Origin of the sequence: Nocardioides psychrotolerans, assembly GCF_900113685.1 — a bacterium.
Taxonomy (GTDB): Bacteria; Actinomycetota; Actinomycetes; order Propionibacteriales; family Nocardioidaceae; genus Nocardioides; species Nocardioides psychrotolerans.
Window position 1 is genome coordinate 12,128 of the sequence record NZ_FOQG01000001.1, and the last position, 18,358, is coordinate 30,485.

Annotated in this window: 19 protein-coding genes; 11 read left to right on the plus strand and 8 right to left on the minus strand. The window is 71.8% G+C overall.

Annotated features, from left to right (window positions below; translation table 11 throughout):
* Positions 1-114 precede the first annotated feature (114 nt).
* The gene (locus tag BM204_RS00050; protein ID WP_143099608.1) at positions 115-1,233 is read left to right on the plus strand and encodes a phosphatase PAP2 family protein; all 1,119 of its coding nucleotides are present in this window, start codon (positions 115-117) and stop codon (positions 1,231-1,233) included.
* Here the strand turns inward: BM204_RS00050 and BM204_RS00055 are convergent.
* The 3 genes from BM204_RS00055 to BM204_RS00065 are packed head-to-tail and all read right to left on the minus strand — an operon-like array spanning position 1,202 to position 4,181.
* Entirely contained in the window at positions 1,202-2,158 is a 957-nt protein-coding gene (locus BM204_RS00055; protein ID WP_091109386.1) for a glycosyltransferase family 2 protein, read from the minus strand. The two genes, BM204_RS00050 and BM204_RS00055, sit on opposite strands and share 32 nt — an antisense overlap.
* A complete protein-coding gene (locus BM204_RS00060) occupies positions 2,155-3,087 on the minus strand; it encodes a glycosyltransferase family 2 protein (RefSeq protein ID WP_091109387.1) in 933 nt (310 codons plus the stop codon). The genes BM204_RS00055 and BM204_RS00060 overlap by 4 nt, the downstream gene beginning before the upstream one ends.
* Positions 3,088-3,119: 32 nt before the next feature.
* The gene (locus tag BM204_RS00065; protein ID WP_091109389.1) at positions 3,120-4,181 is read right to left on the minus strand and encodes a 5'-3' exonuclease; all 1,062 of its coding nucleotides are present in this window, start codon (positions 4,179-4,181) and stop codon (positions 3,120-3,122) included.
* A 543-nt stretch (positions 4,182-4,724) separates the two neighbouring features.
* Here BM204_RS00065 and BM204_RS22450 point away from each other — a divergent pair.
* Complete coding sequence (locus BM204_RS22450; RefSeq protein ID WP_170259051.1) at positions 4,725-4,868, plus strand: hypothetical protein; 144 nt, start codon at positions 4,725-4,727, stop codon at positions 4,866-4,868.
* Between the two features lie 420 nt (positions 4,869-5,288).
* Here BM204_RS22450 and BM204_RS00070 read toward each other — a convergent pair whose 3' ends face one another.
* Together BM204_RS00070 and BM204_RS00075 are read right to left on the minus strand one after the other, a co-directional pair.
* The gene (locus BM204_RS00070; protein WP_091109390.1) at positions 5,289-6,698 is read right to left on the minus strand and encodes an LCP family protein; all 1,410 of its coding nucleotides are present in this window, start codon (positions 6,696-6,698) and stop codon (positions 5,289-5,291) included.
* A gap of 105 nt (positions 6,699-6,803) precedes the next feature.
* Positions 6,804-7,313: an acyl-CoA thioesterase gene (locus BM204_RS00075; protein ID WP_091109392.1), complete on the minus strand. Its 510-nt coding sequence runs from the start codon at positions 7,311-7,313 to the stop codon at positions 6,804-6,806.
* 39 nt (positions 7,314-7,352) lie between these two features.
* Here BM204_RS00075 and BM204_RS00080 point away from each other — a divergent pair, with 39 nt between their 5' ends.
* Positions 7,353-8,579, plus strand: coding sequence for an LCP family protein (locus BM204_RS00080; protein WP_091109393.1), 1,227 nt, complete (start codon positions 7,353-7,355; stop codon positions 8,577-8,579).
* A complete protein-coding gene (locus BM204_RS00085; RefSeq protein ID WP_091109395.1) occupies positions 8,576-9,451 on the plus strand; it encodes a crotonase/enoyl-CoA hydratase family protein in 876 nt (291 codons plus the stop codon). Before BM204_RS00080 ends, BM204_RS00085 begins: the two co-directional genes overlap by 4 nt.
* Positions 9,452-9,462: 11 nt before the next feature.
* Here the strand turns inward: BM204_RS00085 and BM204_RS00090 are convergent, their stop codons facing one another.
* The gene (locus BM204_RS00090) at positions 9,463-10,266 is read right to left on the minus strand and encodes a sigma-70 family RNA polymerase sigma factor (protein ID WP_091109396.1); all 804 of its coding nucleotides are present in this window, start codon (positions 10,264-10,266) and stop codon (positions 9,463-9,465) included.
* Positions 10,267-10,530: 264 nt separating this feature from the next.
* Between BM204_RS00090 and BM204_RS00095 the strand changes: the two genes are divergently transcribed.
* From BM204_RS00095 to BM204_RS00125, 7 genes are read left to right on the plus strand one after another with little or no spacing between them, the layout of a single operon-like run.
* Positions 10,531-10,950 (plus strand): CoA-binding protein, encoded by a 420-nt coding sequence (locus BM204_RS00095; protein WP_091109398.1) that lies wholly within the window; start codon positions 10,531-10,533, stop codon positions 10,948-10,950.
* Positions 10,935-11,600: a DUF998 domain-containing protein gene (locus BM204_RS00100; protein WP_091109400.1), complete on the plus strand. Its 666-nt coding sequence runs from the start codon at positions 10,935-10,937 to the stop codon at positions 11,598-11,600. Before BM204_RS00095 ends, BM204_RS00100 begins: the two co-directional genes overlap by 16 nt.
* A gap of 52 nt (positions 11,601-11,652) precedes the next feature.
* Positions 11,653-12,780 carry an alanine racemase gene (alr, locus tag BM204_RS00105; RefSeq protein WP_091109401.1) on the plus strand — a complete coding sequence of 376 codons (1,128 nt, stop codon included), beginning with the start codon at positions 11,653-11,655 and terminating at the stop codon, positions 12,778-12,780.
* Complete coding sequence (locus BM204_RS00110; RefSeq protein WP_091109403.1) at positions 12,777-13,739, plus strand: D-alanine--D-alanine ligase family protein; 963 nt, start codon at positions 12,777-12,779, stop codon at positions 13,737-13,739. Before alr ends, BM204_RS00110 begins: the two co-directional genes overlap by 4 nt.
* Positions 13,730-14,740 (plus strand): acyltransferase family protein, encoded by a 1,011-nt coding sequence (locus BM204_RS00115; protein WP_091109405.1) that lies wholly within the window; start codon positions 13,730-13,732, stop codon positions 14,738-14,740. The genes BM204_RS00110 and BM204_RS00115 overlap by 10 nt, the downstream gene beginning before the upstream one ends.
* Positions 14,737-15,984, plus strand: coding sequence for a sensor histidine kinase (locus BM204_RS00120; protein ID WP_091109406.1), 1,248 nt, complete (start codon positions 14,737-14,739; stop codon positions 15,982-15,984). Before BM204_RS00115 ends, BM204_RS00120 begins: the two co-directional genes overlap by 4 nt.
* Positions 15,954-16,637, plus strand: coding sequence for a response regulator (locus BM204_RS00125; protein ID WP_091109408.1), 684 nt, complete (start codon positions 15,954-15,956; stop codon positions 16,635-16,637). Before BM204_RS00120 ends, BM204_RS00125 begins: the two co-directional genes overlap by 31 nt.
* A 51-nt stretch (positions 16,638-16,688) precedes the next feature.
* Here BM204_RS00125 and BM204_RS00130 read toward each other — a convergent pair whose 3' ends face one another.
* Positions 16,689-17,846 carry a heparan-alpha-glucosaminide N-acetyltransferase domain-containing protein gene (locus BM204_RS00130; protein WP_369675089.1) on the minus strand — a complete coding sequence of 386 codons (1,158 nt, stop codon included), beginning with the start codon at positions 17,844-17,846 and terminating at the stop codon, positions 16,689-16,691.
* Entirely contained in the window at positions 17,843-18,358 is a 516-nt protein-coding gene (gene purE, locus BM204_RS00135; protein ID WP_091109412.1) for a 5-(carboxyamino)imidazole ribonucleotide mutase, read from the minus strand. The genes BM204_RS00130 and purE overlap by 4 nt, the downstream gene beginning before the upstream one ends.

An 18,358-nucleotide genomic window follows, 5' to 3' on the forward strand; every position in this document is an offset into this window, starting at 1 on the left:
GTCAGTCTACGGATGCGGCGGGGGTGCCACCCACTCCCCGCGCGCGGCGCATGTCGGGGATCACACGCCGCGCAGGATCATGCGCTCGGCAAGGAGGCGTCCTAGGCTGTCCCCGTGCAGGTCAGACGGTGGACATCAGCCCTGAGGGACGACTTCGGTTATGCCTGGGTCGCGGGCCTCGCCATGGCCGCGGCCACGGCGTTCATCGCGGTGGTCTACGACCTGCCCGTGCGCGACCCCGACGGCATCATCCCCAGCTACATCCGGATGCCGCTGATCATCCTCGTGGCGATCCTCACCGACATCGTCCCGCGCGTGCTGTGGAGGGCCCGGCGCGCGCCGCGCACCGTCGGGGCCAGGTGGCTCGAGGTCACCCGGGAGCGGTGGCCGGCCTCGCACTGGCGCTTCGCGGTCGGTGGCGTGCTGGCGTGGTACCTCACCTATGCGACCTTCCGGAACATCAAGAGCTTCGTGCCGTTCGTCAACACCCACGTCTACGACGAGGGCATGGCCAAGCTCGACCGGATCCTGTGGCTGGGCAACAACCCCTCCACGGTCCTCCACGACCTGCTCGGCACGCAGTGGGCAGCATCGTTCCTCTCGCTCGTCTACATCGTCTGGATCGTGCTGGTCCCGGCCACGATCGCCATCGCGCTGGTGTTCACCCGCAACACCAACGCCGGCTCCTGGTACGTTACGGCCATCGCGTTCGACTGGGCGCTCGGTGCCGCGATCTACCTGATGTTCCCCTCGATCGGGCCGATCTACTCGACACCGAAGCTCTTCGACGACCTCAAGCACACCTACGTCACCGACCTCGCCGACAGCATGTGGGGCGACCGGCTGACGGTCCTCGCGGACCCCTGGGCCGCCGACGGGCTGCAGACCATCGCCGCCTTCGCCTCGCTGCACGTGGGGATCATGGTCACGATCTGCCTGGTCGTGCAGGCCATCGGGCTGCCACGCTGGATCCGCATCAGCTCGTGGGTCTTCCTGGGGCTCACGGTCGTGTCGACGATCTACCTCGGCTGGCACTTCTCGATCGACGTGATCGCGGGCGCCGCGCTGGGAGCCCTCACGTTCTGGGCGGCGGCGATGGCGACCGGCAACCACGTCGGCCTCCGTCCGCAGCTGCGCACCATCGACGAAGCGGAGCCGGGGGCTGCCCCCGCGGTCACCCCCGCCGTCATCACCGCCGCGGTCAAGCAGGTCCAGGGTCCGCCGACCGGCTGAGCTGCTCGGGCGAAGCGCTGGCCGACAGGTCGCGCATCGTTCGGGCGTCGCGCACCGCGCGCAGCACGTTGCGGGCTTCTGCCCGACCACCGCGCAGGGGGCTCAGCAGCACGACCACCAGCGCGACCAGCCACGGCTTGAGCCGCACCGCGACGTTCTCGCCGTAGCGCAGGTGCACCACGAAGAGGTTGCGGTACATGTAGTAGCCCTTCCACCCCGCCAGGTCGTGCTGCTGGTCGAAGTCGAGCTGGCGCACGAGCACGGCGTCCCGCACCGCCCAGATCCGGCGCCCCGTCCGGCGCGCGCGGAGGGCGAGGTCGACGTCGTCGTAGAAGATGAAGTAGGCCGGGTCGGGCAGGCCGATCTCCTCGATCACGGCGCGGCGAACCAGGAAGCCCTCGAACGCGACGTTCTCCACCTCGACACGTTCCGGCATGGCCGCGCGGGTGGCGAAGTCGGTCTCGACCATGCCGGTCTTGGGCTTGATCGCGAACGGGTTGCGCAGGTCGAAGCGGGTGGCGGCCTTCTCGACGAGCCGGCCCGAGGTGTCCTCGCGCACCGAGGTGAGGCAGTCCTCGTCGGTGGCCATCAGGATGCCGAGGCAGTCCGGGGCCGGGACGACGTCGTCGTCCATCAACCAGATCCGGTCGAAACCCTGCTCGTAGGCGGTGCGGACGCCGATGTGGAAGCCGCCTGCTCCCCCGACGTTCTCGGGGCTGGTGATCACCTGCAGCGCCAGCGTGCCCCGGTCCCGGGCCTCCCCCAGGACCTCGGCGGTGTGGTCGGTGCTGGCGTTGTCGAGGACGATCACGGCCTCCGGGCACCGCTCGAGGGCCTCCAGCCCCGCGAGCATGCCGACCAGCAGGTCGGCACGGTTGAAGGTCACGACGACGATCGCGACGGTCTCGGTCTCGGTCGCGCTCACGTGAGGAACCTCCGGTGCCCGGTGAAGTCGCCGCGGAGTCCGGCGTACGCCGCTCGCGCGCTGAGCACGACCCGCGCAGGCCGGGGCCGGGTGAACAGGTAGAACCACACGGTCTTGACCCAGAACATCACCACGTGGGGCCAGCCGCGGTAGGTGCGCAGGTTGAGAGTGTTGTTGCGGGCCATGCAGTAGTGCTTGAGGTCGCTGGGGCTGTGGTTGTAGGTCGTGCGGCCGCCCATCATCGGCGTCCCGAGCTCGCCGACGCTGGGGTGATGCACCTTGGCATCCACCACGGTGGCCACGCGGGCTCCGGCGTCGCGGGCGCGCCACAGGTATTCCACGTCGTCGCCCCAGATGAAGAACTCCGCACGGGGCAACCCGATGCGTTCGACCAGGTCGCGCGTCACGAGCACACCGTTGAAGGGGATCACCACGTCGGGGATCACGCCGTGGACCGCAGCCGCAGTGACGTCGGCCATCGCGTGCACGACCCGGGTGCCGCCGGGCAGCCGGATCGGGAAGACCAGGCGGTCCGGGGCGGCCTCGTCGACGACCACTGGTCCCCAGAAGTCGAGATCCTCACGCTGGGCCAGCAGCGTGGCCAGGCACTCCGGCTCGGGCAGCCCGTCGTCGTCCATCATCCAGGCCAGGTCGAAGCCGCGCTCCAGCGCCCACGCAAGACCGTCGTGGAAGCCACCGGCGCCCCCGCCGTTCTCGGTGAGCGTGCGGGCGTGCACGTCGGCCCGGCCACTCGTGTGCTCCGCGAGCCACTCCCCCGTGCCGTCGGTCGAGGCGTTGTCGACGACCAGCACCTCGGCCACGTCGGGCACCTCGACCAGGCGGGCGACCAGGCGCTGGAGCAGCTCGAGGCGGTTGAACGTGACGACCACGGCGACCACGCGAGGGGTCGGGGCGGGTTGCTCGGTCACGGCGACAACCCTAGGGGTCGGCCCACCAGGGCTCAGAAGAGCGTGTCCTGGACCGACGCGGGCTCCGGCTCGGCGAGCACCAGCACGGGCGCGCGCAGGGGTGCGAGACGCGTGGCCGGAGCAGGGCGCCAGCGCGGATCGACGTACGACGGCTCGCGAGGTCCGGTGGGCTCGCTCAGCGTCAGCGCACGGACAGCGGCGGTCGCGTCGAGACCGTGGCGGGCGAAGACGGGGCCGATCGCCTGCTCGTCGAGGGGCAGGACGCCGGTCGGTGCCCCGTCGACGGCCAGGTCGAGACCGAGCTCGAGCGTGCGGACCATGGCCATGACCTCGCGGTTGAGCTGCCACTGGTCGCGAGCCTCGTCGGTGGCCAGGGTGCGGGTGCGGGCGGCGCCGATCGCGGCCGTGCAGCGCTCGCCACCAGCGGCCGCGTCGGCGAAGGCGTCGGCGGCGGTGCCGAGCTGGGTGAGGAGCTTGGCGGCCGTCTTGGCGCCGAAACCGCGCACGCCGGGGAGGTTGTCGGAGGCGTCTCCGCGGAGGGCGGCGAGGTCGAGGTACTGATCGGGGCGCACGCCGGCGACCATCGCGAGCCGCTGCGGGTCGAGCAGCGGCGAGGCGTCGACGCCGCCGTTGAGGATGCGCAGCAGACGGGTGTGCTCGTCGACGAGGGAGAAGCTGTCCCGGTCGGAGGTCACGATGACCGTGCGCGCCTCCATCGCCGGCGCCTGGGCCGCGACGCTCGCGAGGACGTCGTCGGCCTCGAGGCCGGTGGGCACCACGACGGCCACCCCGAGCTCGCGCAGCACGTCGACGGCCCGGTCGAGCTGCTCGTGGAGGGTGTCGGGCTTGGGAAGTCGGTGGGCCTTGTAGACCGGCCATCGATCGCGCCGGATGCTGGAGAGCCGGTCGTCGAAACCGACCACGACGGCGTCGGCGCAGGTGCGATCGACCGCGGCGAGCAGTTGCGCCAGGACCCCCCGCACCGCCCACGCGGGCCGACCGTCCGGCGTGCGGAACCCCGAGCGCGCCGAGGCGTGGAACGCCCGGTGCAGCAGGGAGTTGCCGTCGACGGCGAGGACGGTGCGCGTGGTCATCGTCGCTCAGCCTCCCACGAGCACGCCTCCCACGGGCCTCCGAGGGACGCAGGCGGCCACCGCGCTACGACCTTGCAGGACCTGGCGAGAGGTCACGCAGCGGCCGTCGCGCGGTGGCCTGCTCCCACTGTGCACGACCTGACCGCGCGGTGCTCGCGCGGGGCCGACCTCGACGCCCCTCGGCGAGCTGACAGGCAAGCGCAGCCCGGGGTGCATCCTGGGGGGCATCCCGGGGGGCTGCGACATCACAGCTGCGACATAGCACTGAGACAGCACACAGCCTCGGAAGGGTCTCGAAAAAGTTTCGTTTGTCGTTTCACCAGACGAGATCCGGGCCTCCGGAGCGGGGTCCAGTGATGCTGGGCGCGGCTTGAGTGGTCCTATGGCCGAGCAGCCCGAAAGCGACGACAGCACCAGCACCACTGCGTCTTCCCGTGGTGCACCCGAGCCGCCAGGTCCTGCGACATCGACAGTCGGTCCGCATGACCAGGGCGGTGCCACGTGCACGTGCAACACCGCCCGTTGGGTCGGGGTCACCACCGAGTGAGGACCCACTCCGGGTGGACCTACGACGCGATCGACGCCGGTGCCTACGTGTGGCGATCACCCCACCGGCTGCACTTCCGCCGCGGCCACCACGGCATCACCCCCATCACCACGCGGACCACGCCACCGGGCGAGACCTGAGTCCAACGCCCCACACCCCGCCGCCGGCGGGGCCACAGGCGCGTCCGGCCCGCTCACGGCCTCCGTGGAGGTGTCCCCCCTGACAGCTGAATCCACGCAACGAGTGCTGGACGCCGATCCGCCACCGCCGCTCGAGCTCCTTCTCGCCCACGACCCCTCGGTTGGGGGGACCCACTCGCCTGTGGCGGCATGGAAGGACCAACCGTGTCCACGACGTTGCGCCGCACCCCGGACGGTCTTGTGTGGTGGAGCCGCAGATGTGTTGGCAGCCCACGACCGCCGATGGTCGAGCCGCGGTCCGCACTCAGTCAGAACCAGCTCGTCCTCTGGGTCCTCGGTGGGCGCGCCGCTCGCCGCAGCTCGTCCAGCAGGAACCGGCAAGGAGCCGCCGAGGAGCCGCCGAGGAGGTCCCTCGTCGGGTCAGCAGGCAGCGCCGAGGTCCTCGGCGTCGTTGGCGGCGTAGCCCTCGCTGAGCGAGCCGACCGAGCCGCCGGTGACGGAGTCGGGGCTCTTCTTCTTGCCGCCCTTGGCGGGTGCGGGGGCGTTGCCCTCGGCACGCTCGATGGCCTCGGCAACCTTGCGCTGGACCAGCTCGATGTCGGGGTCGCCGGTGTTGATCATCGGCGGGACCAGCGAGAGGCTCGCGATCTTCTCGCTGCGAGCCTTGAGTGCCAGCGACATGAACGTGTCGAGCTCGGAGGCGGGCAGGTTGGTGGAGATCATCTCGCTGGAGGCCTTGGCGATGCTCTCGAAGTTCTTGACCGCGGACTGAGGGCTGATCTGCTCGAGCATGGCGTTCATGACGCACTTCTGACGGGCCATGCGGGAGTAGTCGTCGGAGCCCTCACGGGCCCGGGCGTACCAGAGGGTGTCGTGACCGTCGAGCCTGCGGACGCCGGGCTCGATGTAGCCGGTCACGTCGGAGCCGAGGCCGCCGACCGGGATCGGCTGGCGGACGTTGAGGGTGACGCCGCCGACGGCGTCGACGAGGTCGGTGAAGCCCCTCAGGTTGACCATGGCCCAGTAGTTGATCGTCAGGTCGGTGATGCCCTCGATCGCCATGATCGTGGCGTCGACACCGGGGTTGTCGGAGCCCTTGAAGAGCCCGGTGTTGTCGCCGGCCCAGGTGCTGACCCCGTTGAGGTAGCAGCCCTCGCAGTCGAAGCCGCCGGGGAACTGCTCGTCCATGACCGAGCCCTCGCGGAAGGGGAAGTCGGCCATGTTGCGCGGCAGTCCGATCAGCACGGTGCGGCCGGTGTCGGCGTCGATCGAGGCGATGGTCATCGAGTCGGGACGCAGGCCCCAGCGGCCGGCGCCGGAGTCACCGCCGAGCAGGAGCACGTTGTAGCGGCCGTCGTGGGCCGAGGTGGCCTCGCCGTCGCCGAACATCGTGATGATGAAGTCGCGCTGCACCCCCACCAGGTGGGCACCGAAGAGCAGCACGCTGGCGACGCCGAAGCACAGGACCCCGTTGAAGCCGACCACGGCGCGGCGGTGGGCGAGCCCGAGGGTCAGTGGCTGACCGAGCCGCCAGGCGTCCATCAGCAGGGCGGCCCAGCCGATGGCACCCACCATCAGGCCCAGACGCAACAGCAGGAGCAGCGTGGTGTTGGAGACCATCCAGAACACCAGCTCACGGTCGATCAGCACCGCCAGCAGCACCACGGCTAGCAGCCCGAGCAGCCCCAGCCAGGTGCGCAGCGCGATCTGACCGACCTTGCGGTTGCCGGCCATCAGCTGAGCAGATCCGGGGACGACCAGGGTCATCACCATCAGGGACATGGCCCGACGGAACCTGACGCGGGCAGCGCGCTCGACCGTGGAGGTCATGGGACGCCTCTTTCCGTCACCGGGGGGAAGAACAGTGACGCGTGCAAGTATCACCAGTCCCACGCGTCACACGCTCCGCGACGCGCCGACAGCGGTCCGGGCGGCTCAGAACGACGACCGGCCCTCGTCGATCTCGGTCTTCTTCGCCAGCCGGTGGGCCCGCCGGATCTCGGCCTCGCGCAGGCGTCGTACCTCGTCGGGCGTCTCCGGCACCAGTGCCGGCACGGCCCGTGGGCCGCCGTCGTCGTCGATCGCGACGAAGACGAAGTACGCCGACGCCACGTGCAGGCCCTCGGCCGTCGGGTCGTTCCAGGGCTGCGTCTCGACGCGCACCCCGATCTCCATCGAGGACCGTCCGGCCCAGTTGACCTGGCCGAAGGTGCGCACGATGTCGCCCACGTGCACCGGTTGCAGGAACGCCATCTCGTCGAGCGCCGCCGTGACGGATGGACCGCCGCTGTGCCGCTGGGCGACGGCACCCGCGGTGGAGTCGGCGAGCTTGACGATCTCGCCGCCGTGGATGTTGCCGAGCAGGTTGGCCTCCTTGGTCGACATCATCACCGCCAGTGAGACGCGGGCGAACGACGGGGACAAGGGGGCGACGTCCGGGGTCATCTGGTGGACGCTAGTGCACCGCGCGGTAGGTTCTGCGCCATGGCAGATCGTCCTGGGAAGGGCGGTCCCGACAACGGGACCAACTACGGCTGGCTCTACGGCGGCAAGGCCGGCAAGGAGCCGCCCCCCGACGCGACCCGCGCCATCCCCCGTCAGCCCCGGCCGGACGAGACCCGCGTGATGCCGACGCAGCCACGGCCGACCAGCGCCTCGCGCCAGCCGGCGCCACCGCCGCTAGCGCCGACCCCGGGCGGCCGCCCGCCCGCCGGCCCCGGTCGCACCCGCGGCGGCCTCGGCAGCCGGATGCGTCGGCCCCGCTTCTGGGTGCGCTCGGTCCTCGTGCTCTTCGTCCTGTGGTTCGTCTACACCGCCGCTGTGCCGTTCTTCGCGTGGACCAAGGTCGACAAGGTCGCCTTCGAGCCCGACGGTGACCGTCCCGGCGACCAGCCGGGCACGACGTACCTCCTGGTCGGCAGCGACTCGCGCAAGGGCCTCTCCGCCGAGGAGCGCAAGGAGCTCAGCACCGGCAACGCCACCAGCGAGCTGACCGACACGATCATGCTGCTCCACACCGGCGACGGTCCCGACGTGCTGTTGTCGATCCCGCGCGACTCGTTCGTCGAGATGCCGGGCTTCGGTCAGAGTAAGATCAACTCCGCCTACTCCCGCGGTGGGCCGGAGCTGCTCGTGCAGACGATCGAGAACGAGACCGGGATCCGCATCGACGAGTACGTCGAGATCGGCCTCGGCGGTGTCGCCGGCGTCGTCGACGCCGTCGGCGGCATCGAGGTCTGCCCGAAGGAGGCCATCAAGGACAAGCTGGCCGGCCTCGACATCACGAAGGGCTGCCAGGAGGTCGACGGCACCGTCGCCCTGGCCTACTCACGATCGCGCAAGCAGTCGGCCTACGGCGACCTCGACCGCGTGCAGCGCCAGCGCGAGGTCGTGGCGGCCATCGGCAACAAGGTCGTCTCGCCCTGGACCGTCCTCAATCCGATCCGCTGGTGGCGCCTGAACAACTCGGTCCCCGGCTTCTTCGGCTTCGGCGAGTCCACGAGCACCATCGACGCCGGGAAGTGGGCGCTGGCCATGACGAAGGTCGGTGGCAGCGACGGCCTGACCTGCACCATGCCGGTCACCGACGGGTCCGCTGAGACCTGGGACCGCGACCGCGCGGAGGTCATCTTCACGGCCTTCATCGAGGACAAGACCGACCTGATCACCAAGAAGCAGTGCACCCCCACAGGACTGGCAGGAGTCGGATGAGCACCTACGAGACCCTCGACTGGGCAGTGGACGACGACGGCGTCGCCACGCTGACCATCAACCGCCCCGAAGCGCTCAACGCGTTCAACCTGACCATGGCGCGTGAGCTGGAGCAGGTCTTCCTCACCGACGCCCGCGCCGCGGACGTGCGCGCGGTCGTGGTGACCGGGGCCGGCCGGGCGTTCTGCGCCGGCATGGACCTCTCGGCCGAGGGCAACGTGTTCGGCCTCGACGAGTCGGTGACCCCGACGCCCGAGGAACTGCGCGCCCACCTCACCCAGGCGCCCTACCACGACGGCATCCGCGACACCGGTGGCCGCGTGACGCTGGCGATCCACGCACTGCCCAAGCCGGTCATCGCCGCGATCAACGGACCGGCAGTCGGCATCGGCGCCACGATGACGTTGGCGATGGACCTGCGCCTGGCCTCCACCAAGGCCCGCATCGGCTTCGTCTTCGGCCGCCTCGGCATCGTCCCGGAGGCGTGCTCGACATGGTTCCTGCCGCGCATCGTCGGCATCCAGCAGGCCCTGGAGTGGGCCTACTCCGCCGACATCCTCACCGCGGAGCAGGCCCTCGCGGGCCGGCTCCTGCGCAGTCTCCACGAGCCCGACGACCTGCTCCCGGCCGCCCAGGAGCTCGCCCGCTCCTTCGTCGTCGACCGCTCTCCCGTGGCGCTCGGCCTGGCCAAGCAGCTGCTCTACCGCAACGGCGCCGCCGCCGACCCGCTCGAGGCCCACCTGTCCGACAGCCTCGCCATGTTCTACACCTCGATCGGCGACGGCAAGGAGGGGGTCGCGGCGTTCAAGGAGAAGCGGACCCCGCGCTTCACCGGGTCGGCCGAAGAGCTGCCCCGGATCTTCGCCGACTGATCGGCCCGGGATCAGGCAGCGAGGCTGCGACGCAGCTTGAGCAGGATCCCGGTGAGCAAGCGGGACACCTGCTCCTGGGTCACGCCGACGTCGGCGCCGATCTGGGCCTGCGTCCGGTTCTCGAAGTAGCGCAGCTCGATGATCCGGCGGTCCCGCGGGCTCAGCGTCCCCATGAGGGGCTGGATCGCCAGCCGGGCCTCGGTGCTCGCGAACGCCGGGTCGACCTCACCGAGATGCTCGTGGGGTGCCGCAGTGTCCTCGTCGGCGGCGCGCGGGGCATCCAACGAGACCGGGGAGAAGCACCCCGTCGCGTTGAGCGAGTCCAGGACCAGCGCGAGCGGCACGTCGAGGTGCACCGCGACCTCGGACGGACGAGGCGCACGTCCCAGGTCCTGGCAGAGCTCGGCCTCGGCTGCGGTGACCCGGGCCTGGAGCTCCTGCACCGAGCGCGGCGGCCGGACCGTCCAGCCGGCGTCACGGAAGTAGCGGCGGATCTCCCCGCGCAACGTCGGGACGGCATAGCTGAGGAAGTCGTCGCCGAGCGTCGGGTCGAAGCAGCGCACTGCCTTGATCAGGCCGAGGTAGGCCACCTGGTCGAGATCCTCCTCAGCGATCCCCCGACCGTGGTAGCGCCGGGCCACGTCACCGGCCACGACCATGTTGAGGCGCACGACCTCGTTCTCGTAGCGCTCGCGCGCCTCGCCCTCGCTGGCCCGCGCGCGGGACAGCAACCGGGCGGTCTCGACCCGACGACGGGCGTCCGTGAGGGCAGGGGGGACCGGACGATCGCCCGGAGGACCCACGCTCGACCTCATGTGCACACCCCCGTGTCGTCGCGGCGCCGGTCCGGGCACGCTGACGTGACCTTGATCGTCCCACGAGACGCCGAGCGTCACGCCGAAACACCCGCATGCGGTCTGGACCGGCACCGGGGGGTCGTGTTGGGTCGAGGCCGCCGAAGTGGGGGGAAAGTCGGCGGCCTCGACCTAGGGAGTCGTACCCGTCACGGACGCCGCTATGCGGAGCGGTTCAATTCTTTACTCTCCTCGACGCCTGGAGGGACCCACTAGATTCGGGCCATGACCAGCTGGCAGGACACCGACGCCGTCCGCTTCATGCTCGACGACTGCGAGACTTGGGCGGTGGTCGGCCTCTCCGGCGACCCCGGCCGCACGGCGTACTCCATCGCCGCCCTGCTCCAGGAGCGCGGCAAGCGGATCGTGCCGATCCATCCGAACGCCGCTGCCGGAGACCTGGAGGTGCTCGGCGAGAAGGCGTACGCCGCCCTCGACCAGGTGCCGTTCCCGATCGACGTGGTCGACGTGTTCCGCCGCTCGGAGTCGGCCGGGGAGTTCGCCGACCAGGCCGTCGCCGTGGGCGCCAGGGCCGTGTGGTTCCAGCTCGGGGTCATCGACGAGGCCGCCTTCGAGCGGACGACCGCCGCTGGGGTGCCGATGGTGATGGACACCTGCCCCGCGATCGAATGGCGCAAGCGCTGAGGCGCGCCGTCGGTGGGGCGCTGCTGCTGACACAGCCGTTCGTCATCGCCGTGCAGCTTCTCGTCGCGACCCGGTGGAGCGCCGGCGACTACGACCTGACCGTCAACACCATCAGCGACCTGGGCGCCGTTTCCTGCACCACCATCGGCGCGGCCTACGGCCCGGTCGCGGTCTGCTCGCCGTGGCACGCCCTCATGAACGCCGCCTTCGTGCTCATCGGCGCCTGCCTGGCGCTCGGTGCCGTGCTGGCGTCTCGCGACCTGGCCGGCCGCCGGACGACCTGGGTCGCCGGGCTGCTGCTCGTCGTCTCGGGCGTGAGCTCGGCCGCCGTGGGCCTGGCACCGCTCGACAGCGCGCCCGCGCTCCACACCCTGGTCGCGCTCCCGGTCTTCGTCGCCCAACCGGTCGCCCTCGTGCTCCTGGGTCTCGGCTGGCGGCACGCGCTGCCCCGGGTGTCACGGGGCCTCCTGGTCGCCGGCCTCGTGGCGGCGGCGGGTGGGATCGCGTTCGGCGTCACGCTGGTCGTGGGTGAGCCCGGTGGGCTCTACGAGCGGGTCTCGCTGTGGAGCTGCCACCTCGGGGTCGCGTTGCTGGGCGCCACGCTGCTCCACGCGCGAGGGACGAGAGGGCTCGTCCTCGAGGACGGCTGATCGGCACCTGAGGTGGAGGTGCCCGGACGCCGGCGTTCCTAGCGTCGTCAGCATGACGAACCTCCTCTCGGACCCGCCGGTCTCGGCCGAGCCGACCCGCCGTCACGGTCCCCGGCTCTGCGTCGACCTGGCGGCGGTCGCGGCCAACACCCGGCTCTTCGCCGCTCGCACCGACGGGGCGCTGATGGCGGTCGTGAAGGCCGACGGCTTCGGCCACGGGGCCGTCGACGTCGCGCGGACCGCGCTGGGGCACGGTGCCTCCTGGCTGGGCGTCACCAGCCTGGAGGAGGCGTTCGCGCTCCGTGGCGCCGGCCTGCGGGCGCCCGTGCTGAGCTGGCTCAACCCCGTCGACGCCGACTTCACCGGCGCGATCACGGCCGCGGTCGACGTGGCCGTGCCGAGTCGCGAGCACCTCGCGGCCGTGCTGAGCGGCGGGATCGGCGCCCGCGTGCACCTCCAGCTCGACACCGGCATGGCGCGTGACGGAGCCGCCCCGTCGGCCTGGGCCGATCTGTGTCGGGCGGCCCGCCGCGCGGAGCGCGCAGGCCAGCTGCAGGTGGTCGGTGTGATGGGGCACCTCGGGTGCGCCGACGACCCCTCGGACCCCGACAACCGGGTCGGGAGGGCACGCTTCGCGTGGGGTGTCGCGGTCGCCCGCGAGGCCGGGCTGCGGCCCCCGCTGCGGCACCTCGCCGCAACGTCCGCCACCCTGACCGACCCACTCAGCCACCACACGATGAGCCGCGTCGGCGCCGGCCTGGTCGGCATCGACCCGTCCCGCTCGACCGTGCTGTCCCCGGCGATGACCCTGACCGCCCCGGTCGTGGGTGTGCGCCGCGTCCGCGCCGGCACCCCGGTCGGCTACGGCCACACCTGGACCGCCCCGCGTGCGACCACGCTCGCGCTGCTCCCCCTCGGCTATGCCGACGGGTTGCCGCGCGCCGCCGGCCCCCGGGCCGAGGTGCTGCTGCGCGGACGCCGGCGCCGGCTCGTGGGTCGGGTCTCGATGGACCAGGTGGTCGTCGACGTCGGGGACGACGACGCCACGATCGGGGAGACCGCGACCGTCTTCGGCCCGGGTCGCTCCGGTGAGCCGACCGTCGCCGAGTGGGCGGCCTGGGCCGACACGATCGAGCACGAGATCGTCACCGGCATCGGCGCCCGGGTGGTGCGCACATGAAGGCCCGCACCCGGGTCGCCGTCATCGGCGGCGGACGGTCCTGCGAGCACGACGTCTCCACCGCGTCGGCGGCGAGCGTGGCCGCGGCGCTCGACCACTCGTCGTACGACGTGGTGCGCGTGAGCATCGACCCGCACGGCACCTGGCTCGACGGTTGCGGCCGCCCGATCGGTCTCGCGGGTGCCGCGCACGTGCTGCGCAGCTGCGACGTCGTGCTCCCCGTGGTCCACGGACCGCACGGCGAGGACGGCACGTTGGCCGCGCTGTGCGAGCTGGCGGGGCTGCCCTACGTCGGGTCCGGTGTCGGCGCCGGCGCGGTCGCGATGGACAAGTGGGTGACCAAGCTCGTGGCCGGAGCGGTCGGCGTCGCGACCACGCCCGGCGTGCTGCTCACCGCGACCACCGCCGCGACCTACGTGTGGACCCACCCGGTCGTCGTGAAGCCGGTCGCGGCCGGCTCCAGCCACGGCGTCTCGCTCGTGGACTCCCCTGCCGGCCTGGCGCCTGCTGTCCGGGCAGCGCTCGAGGTCGACGCCCGGGTGCTCGTCGAGGACGTGGTCGGCGGTCGCGAGATCGACATCGCGGTCATCGCCCGGCCCGACGGGTCGCGCTGGGTCTCCCCCACGCTGGAGATCGTCGTCGACGGGCTCTTCGACTTCGCCGCGAAGTATGACGGTGACGCCGACTTCCGCATCCCCGCCGTCCTCACTGAGGCCGAGCAGAAGGCGCTGGAGGACGCGGCCCTCGCGGTCTTCGACGCGCTCGACTGCCGCGGCGTCGCCCGGGTCGACTTCTTCCTCACCGAGGACGGACCGGTGCTCAACGAGGTCAACACGATGCCCGGCTTCACCGCCACGTCCCAGGTGCCGCAGATGTACGCCGCCGCCGGGCTCGCCTACCCCGACCTGCTCGACCTGCTGGTGCGCGACGCCCTCGCGGCGGGAGCGTCGTGCGGATAGCCGGTCTCGACCTCCTGCGCGGGATCGCCGTGGCGCTGGTGGTGCTGCGCCACGCCTTCCCGTCGGTGTTCCCGGGGGCGGGGGTCGTGGGGGTCGTGATGTTCTTCGCGCTCTCGGGCTACCTCATCACCGGGCTGCTCCTCGGCGAGCTCGATCGCGACTGTCGGGTGGACCTGCGGCGCTTCTACCTCCGCCGTGCCCAGCGGCTCGTGCCGGCGCTGCTGCTCCTGGTCGTCGGCGTGGTCGTCGTGACCCTGCTGCTCGACCCGCTGGACGACCGCGACGAGCTGCTCCGCACGGTCGCCGTCGCGCTGACCTGGACCGGCAACCTGCCCTTCGACCGGGGCAGCGAGGCGACGTTCCACCTGTGGACGCTGGCGACCGAGGAGCAGTTCTACCTGGTGTGGCCGACGCTCCTCGCGGTCGCGTTCGTACGACGGCGCGTGGGGCTGGCGCTCGCCCTCGCAGGGGCTGCGTCCCTGGCCGCCTGCGTGGCGACCGTGCTGTGGCTGCGCGAGTCCCCCGACCTGGCCTACGCGCTGCCGACGTCGTGGGCCGGGTGCTTCGTGATCGGGGCCGCGACCCGCGTGCTGGCCGACCGGGTCGTCGTACCTGCTCGGGCGCTGGCGCTCGGCGTGCCGTTCGCCCTGCTCGGTCTGGGGATCCTGAGCGTGGTTCCATTGCGGGGTCATGCGCTCACCTACCTGGCGGGAGGCCCGGCCATCGCTCTCCTGACCGCCGTGCTGCTGCTGTCGTGGCGCACCCTGACGACCGTGCCCGGTCCGGCCCTGAACGCCGTGGTGTGGCTCGGGACCGTGTCCTACGCGGCCTACCTGTGGAACTACCCGCTCACGTTGTGGCTGCGTCCCCACCTGGAACTCGCGGGTCCGGCCGCGGCCGCGCTGACCGTGGTGGCCGCGGCGCTGAGCTGGCGCCTGGTCGAGGGTCCCGTGCAGCGGCTCCAGCAGCGCCGCCGAGCGCGCGAGGCGGTGGTCGCGTGACCCGCGAGTGGCGCGCGTGGATCCCTGATGTCGCACTGGGGCTGGTGGTCCTCGCCCTCGGGCTGCTCGAGGCGGCCAACACCGACCTCTTCGACGTCGCGGGACGGTCCCGGGTCTCCCTGGTCGGGGTGGCGCTGCTGACCGGGGCCGCGGTCGCGTGCAGCCGTCGGGAGCCGGGGCTGGCCCTCAGCCTGGTCTGGGCGATGAGCGCCATCCAGGTCCTGACCGGGTCGCCGATCATGCTCGTGCAGCTGGCCTTCGCGATCGTCGCCTTCGGCACGGCCCGGTGGGGCCGGTCCTCGACCGTCATCGCGGCCGGGCTGTCCATCCCCACAGCGGGCCTCATCGCCGCGCTGCTCGTCGTGTCCTCCAGCTATGCCCCCTTCATCAACAGCGACAGCTATCGCACGTTGCTCGACACCGCCTACCGCTTCGGCGACACCTGGCAGGTCGGTGCGGCCGTGATCGGAATGGCGGTGCTGGCCGTGCCGTTCCTTGCCGGGCTGGCGCTGCGGTTCAGCGAGCGGGCCCGGCGCTCCGAGGTCTCGCAGGTGGCCGCCGAGGAGGAGGCCGCCCAGGCCGTCCGCGAGACCGAGCAGGCCCGGGAGATTGCCCGGCTGCGCGAGGAGCAGTCCCGTCTCGCGCGCGACGTGCACGACGTCGTCGGCCACTCCCTCGCGGTGATCCTCGCGCAGGCCGAGTCGGCGCAGTTCGTCGAGGACGTCGACACCGAGAAGCTCAAGGCCACGATGGCCACCATCGCCACGTCGGCCCGCTCGTCGCTCCAGGACGTGCGCCAGGTGCTCACACCGGCTGAGTCCAGCTCCGCCCACGGCCGCACCGGTGGCCTCGACGACCTCGTCGCGGGGGTGCGAGCCAGCGGTCACGAGGTGGTCTCGAGCGAGGTCGGTGCCCGGCAGCCGCTGCCACCCGAGCTCGAGCAAGTGGCCTTCCGGGTCCTCCAGGAGATGCTCACCAACGCCATGAAGCACGGCCTGCGTGGTGAGCCGATCTTCGTCGAGCGGCACTGGCCCGACGGCAGCTGGGTGGGCGAGCTGCGCATCGAGGTCCGCAACGTCGTGGCTCCCCCTGACGGCAGCGCGCCCGGCGGGCAGGGGCTCGACGGCATGCGGCGGCGACTCGAGGCGATCGGCGGGCGGCTCGACGTACGACGGCGTGCGCTGGCGGACGGCGACACCTTCACCGGCACCGCATGGGTGCCGGTGCGGCCGGTGGGCCGGTGACGATCCGGGTCCTGCTGGTCGACGACCAGGACCTCTTCCGCGAGGGGGTGTCGGTGATCGTGGACGCCCAGGAGGGCATGGAGGTCGTCGGCTCGGCCGGCGACGGGCTCGAGGCCGTGCGGCTCGTCGAGGAGCTGGCCCCCGACGTGGTGCTGATGGACATCCGGATGCCGGAGATGGACGGCGTCGAGGCCACGCGGCAGATCTTCCTGCCCGAGCGGGTCGCGCGTCGTCCGGTCCCCGTGCGGGTGATCGTCCTGACGACCTTCAACCTGGACGACCGCGCTGCCACGGCGATCCGCCACGGCGCCAGTGGCTTCCTGCTCAAGGACACCACCCCGGTCCTGCTGCGCGACGCGATCCGCACCGTCCACGCCGGCAACGCCGTGCTCGCCCCCGCCGACCTCTCGACGCTGCTCGAGGGGCAGTTCCGCGAGCAGACCCCCACGCCCGCAGCCTTCCTCGGGCTCACCGACAAGGAGCGTGAGGTCTTCGCTGCCGTGGCCCGGGGGTTGTCCAACACCGAGATCGCTGCCCTGGTCTTCGCCGGTGAGTCGACGGTCAAGACCCACGTCGGCTCGATCCTGCGCAAGCTCGGTCTGCGCGACCGGGTGCAGATCGTCGTCTTCGCGCACGAGCACGCGCTCAGCTGACCGGGGCGTGAGCCGGGTCGGTGCCCGACCCGCGGGTCGTGTGCCCCGGGCCTAAGGCCTTCGCACGAGCGCCGAAGCCCGTGCGGAGGCAGCACCGACCAGCCGCTCCAGCGGCCCGCGGCGCTCGAGGGCGACCAGGACCGCGCCGATGGCCAGCAGCACCAGCGCATGCTGGGCGTAGGCACCCTCGTCGGGAGGCCACAGCAGGTCGGTGCGCAGCAACACGTGCAGGCTGTAGAGCGTCAGCGTCATCGTGCCGGCGCCGAACACGATCGCGACCACCCGCTCGGCGAAGGGCGGGAGTGCAGCTACGACGAGCAGGCAGGACCCCACCACGACCAGGGCCGAGCCCATGGTCTGCGCGAGGTCGAAGGGCGTGGTGCTGTGCGGAGCAACCACGAGCAACCAGTCCCAGCTGCCACCGGAGGGGGTGTTGCCGAACATCCCGCCCTCGATCTGTCGCCGGAGCCCCGCGGCGCCGGCGCCGCGGGGGCCGAGCTCCTCCGAGAGACGCTGGGCCACCCCGGGACGCTCCAGCAGCAGCCGAGATCCGACCGTCGCCGCGACGGCCACCCCGAGCCCGAACCCGACCAGCCCCAGCTGGACAGAGCGGCGGCCCAGGTCGAGGCGGCCGATCCCCAGCCCGAGCAGGAGGTAGGCAAGCCAGGGGACGACCGGGTAGTAGCCGGTGAACGTCAGCTCGCTGAGCAGCTGCACCGGGTCGGCCAGCTGTCCGACAGCGGGGCTGGCGAAGCCGCGCTCCGGCAGCAGGGGCCGCACCACCTGCGAAGCGACCGGCGCGAGGACCGCCCACACCACCGCCAGCGCCAGCAGCGTGGGAGCGCGCAGACCGACGAACACCAGCCCCAGCAGGAACAGCAGCCCGTAGTAGGTCAGGATCACCGCCAACCCCGAGTCGAGCTCCCCGAGGAGGAGCCCGAAGGAGGCGACGATCAGCGCCCGCACGGCGAGGCCGGCCGAGCGGGCGCCGCGCTCCCGACCCCGCACCGGCACCCGGCGTCCGGTCATCAGGGCCAGGCTCACCCCGGCGAGCACCGTGAACAGGGCGGAAGCGCGTCCACCGGCCAGCCAGTGGGCGAAGCTCAGCCCACCGTCAGGACCTGTGGTCGCCACGACGTGGGTCGCCACCATGCCCAGCAGCGCCAGGCAGCGGGCGACGTCCAGCCCGACGAGGCGACGAGGACTCAGAAGCCGAGCCTCCGAGCACCGCCACCGCGGACGGCCTCGCCCTTGGTCTTGGCCTGGGTCCGGAGTTCGGCCTGGAAATCGACCATCTTCTGCCGGAGGGCCGGGTCGGCAGCGCCGAGGATGCGTACGGCGAGCAGTCCGGCGTTGCGGGCGTTGCCGATCGCGACGGTGGCCACCGGCACACCGGCCGGCATCTGCACGATCGAGAGCAACGAGTCCATGCCGTCGAGGTACTTCAGCGGGACCGGGACACCCACGACCGGGAGCGGTGTGACCGCGGCCAGCATGCCGGGCAGGTGGGCCGCTCCCCCGGCACCGGCGATGATCACCGCGAGACCACGCCCGGCGGCTTCCTTGCCGTAGGCGATCATCTCCTCGGGCATCCGGTGCGCCGAGACCACGTCGGCCTCGAACGCGACGCCGAACTCCGCCAACGCCTCACCGGCCAGCTTCATCACCGGCCAGTCGGAGTCGGACCCCATCACGATGCCGACGCGGGGTTGCTCACTCAT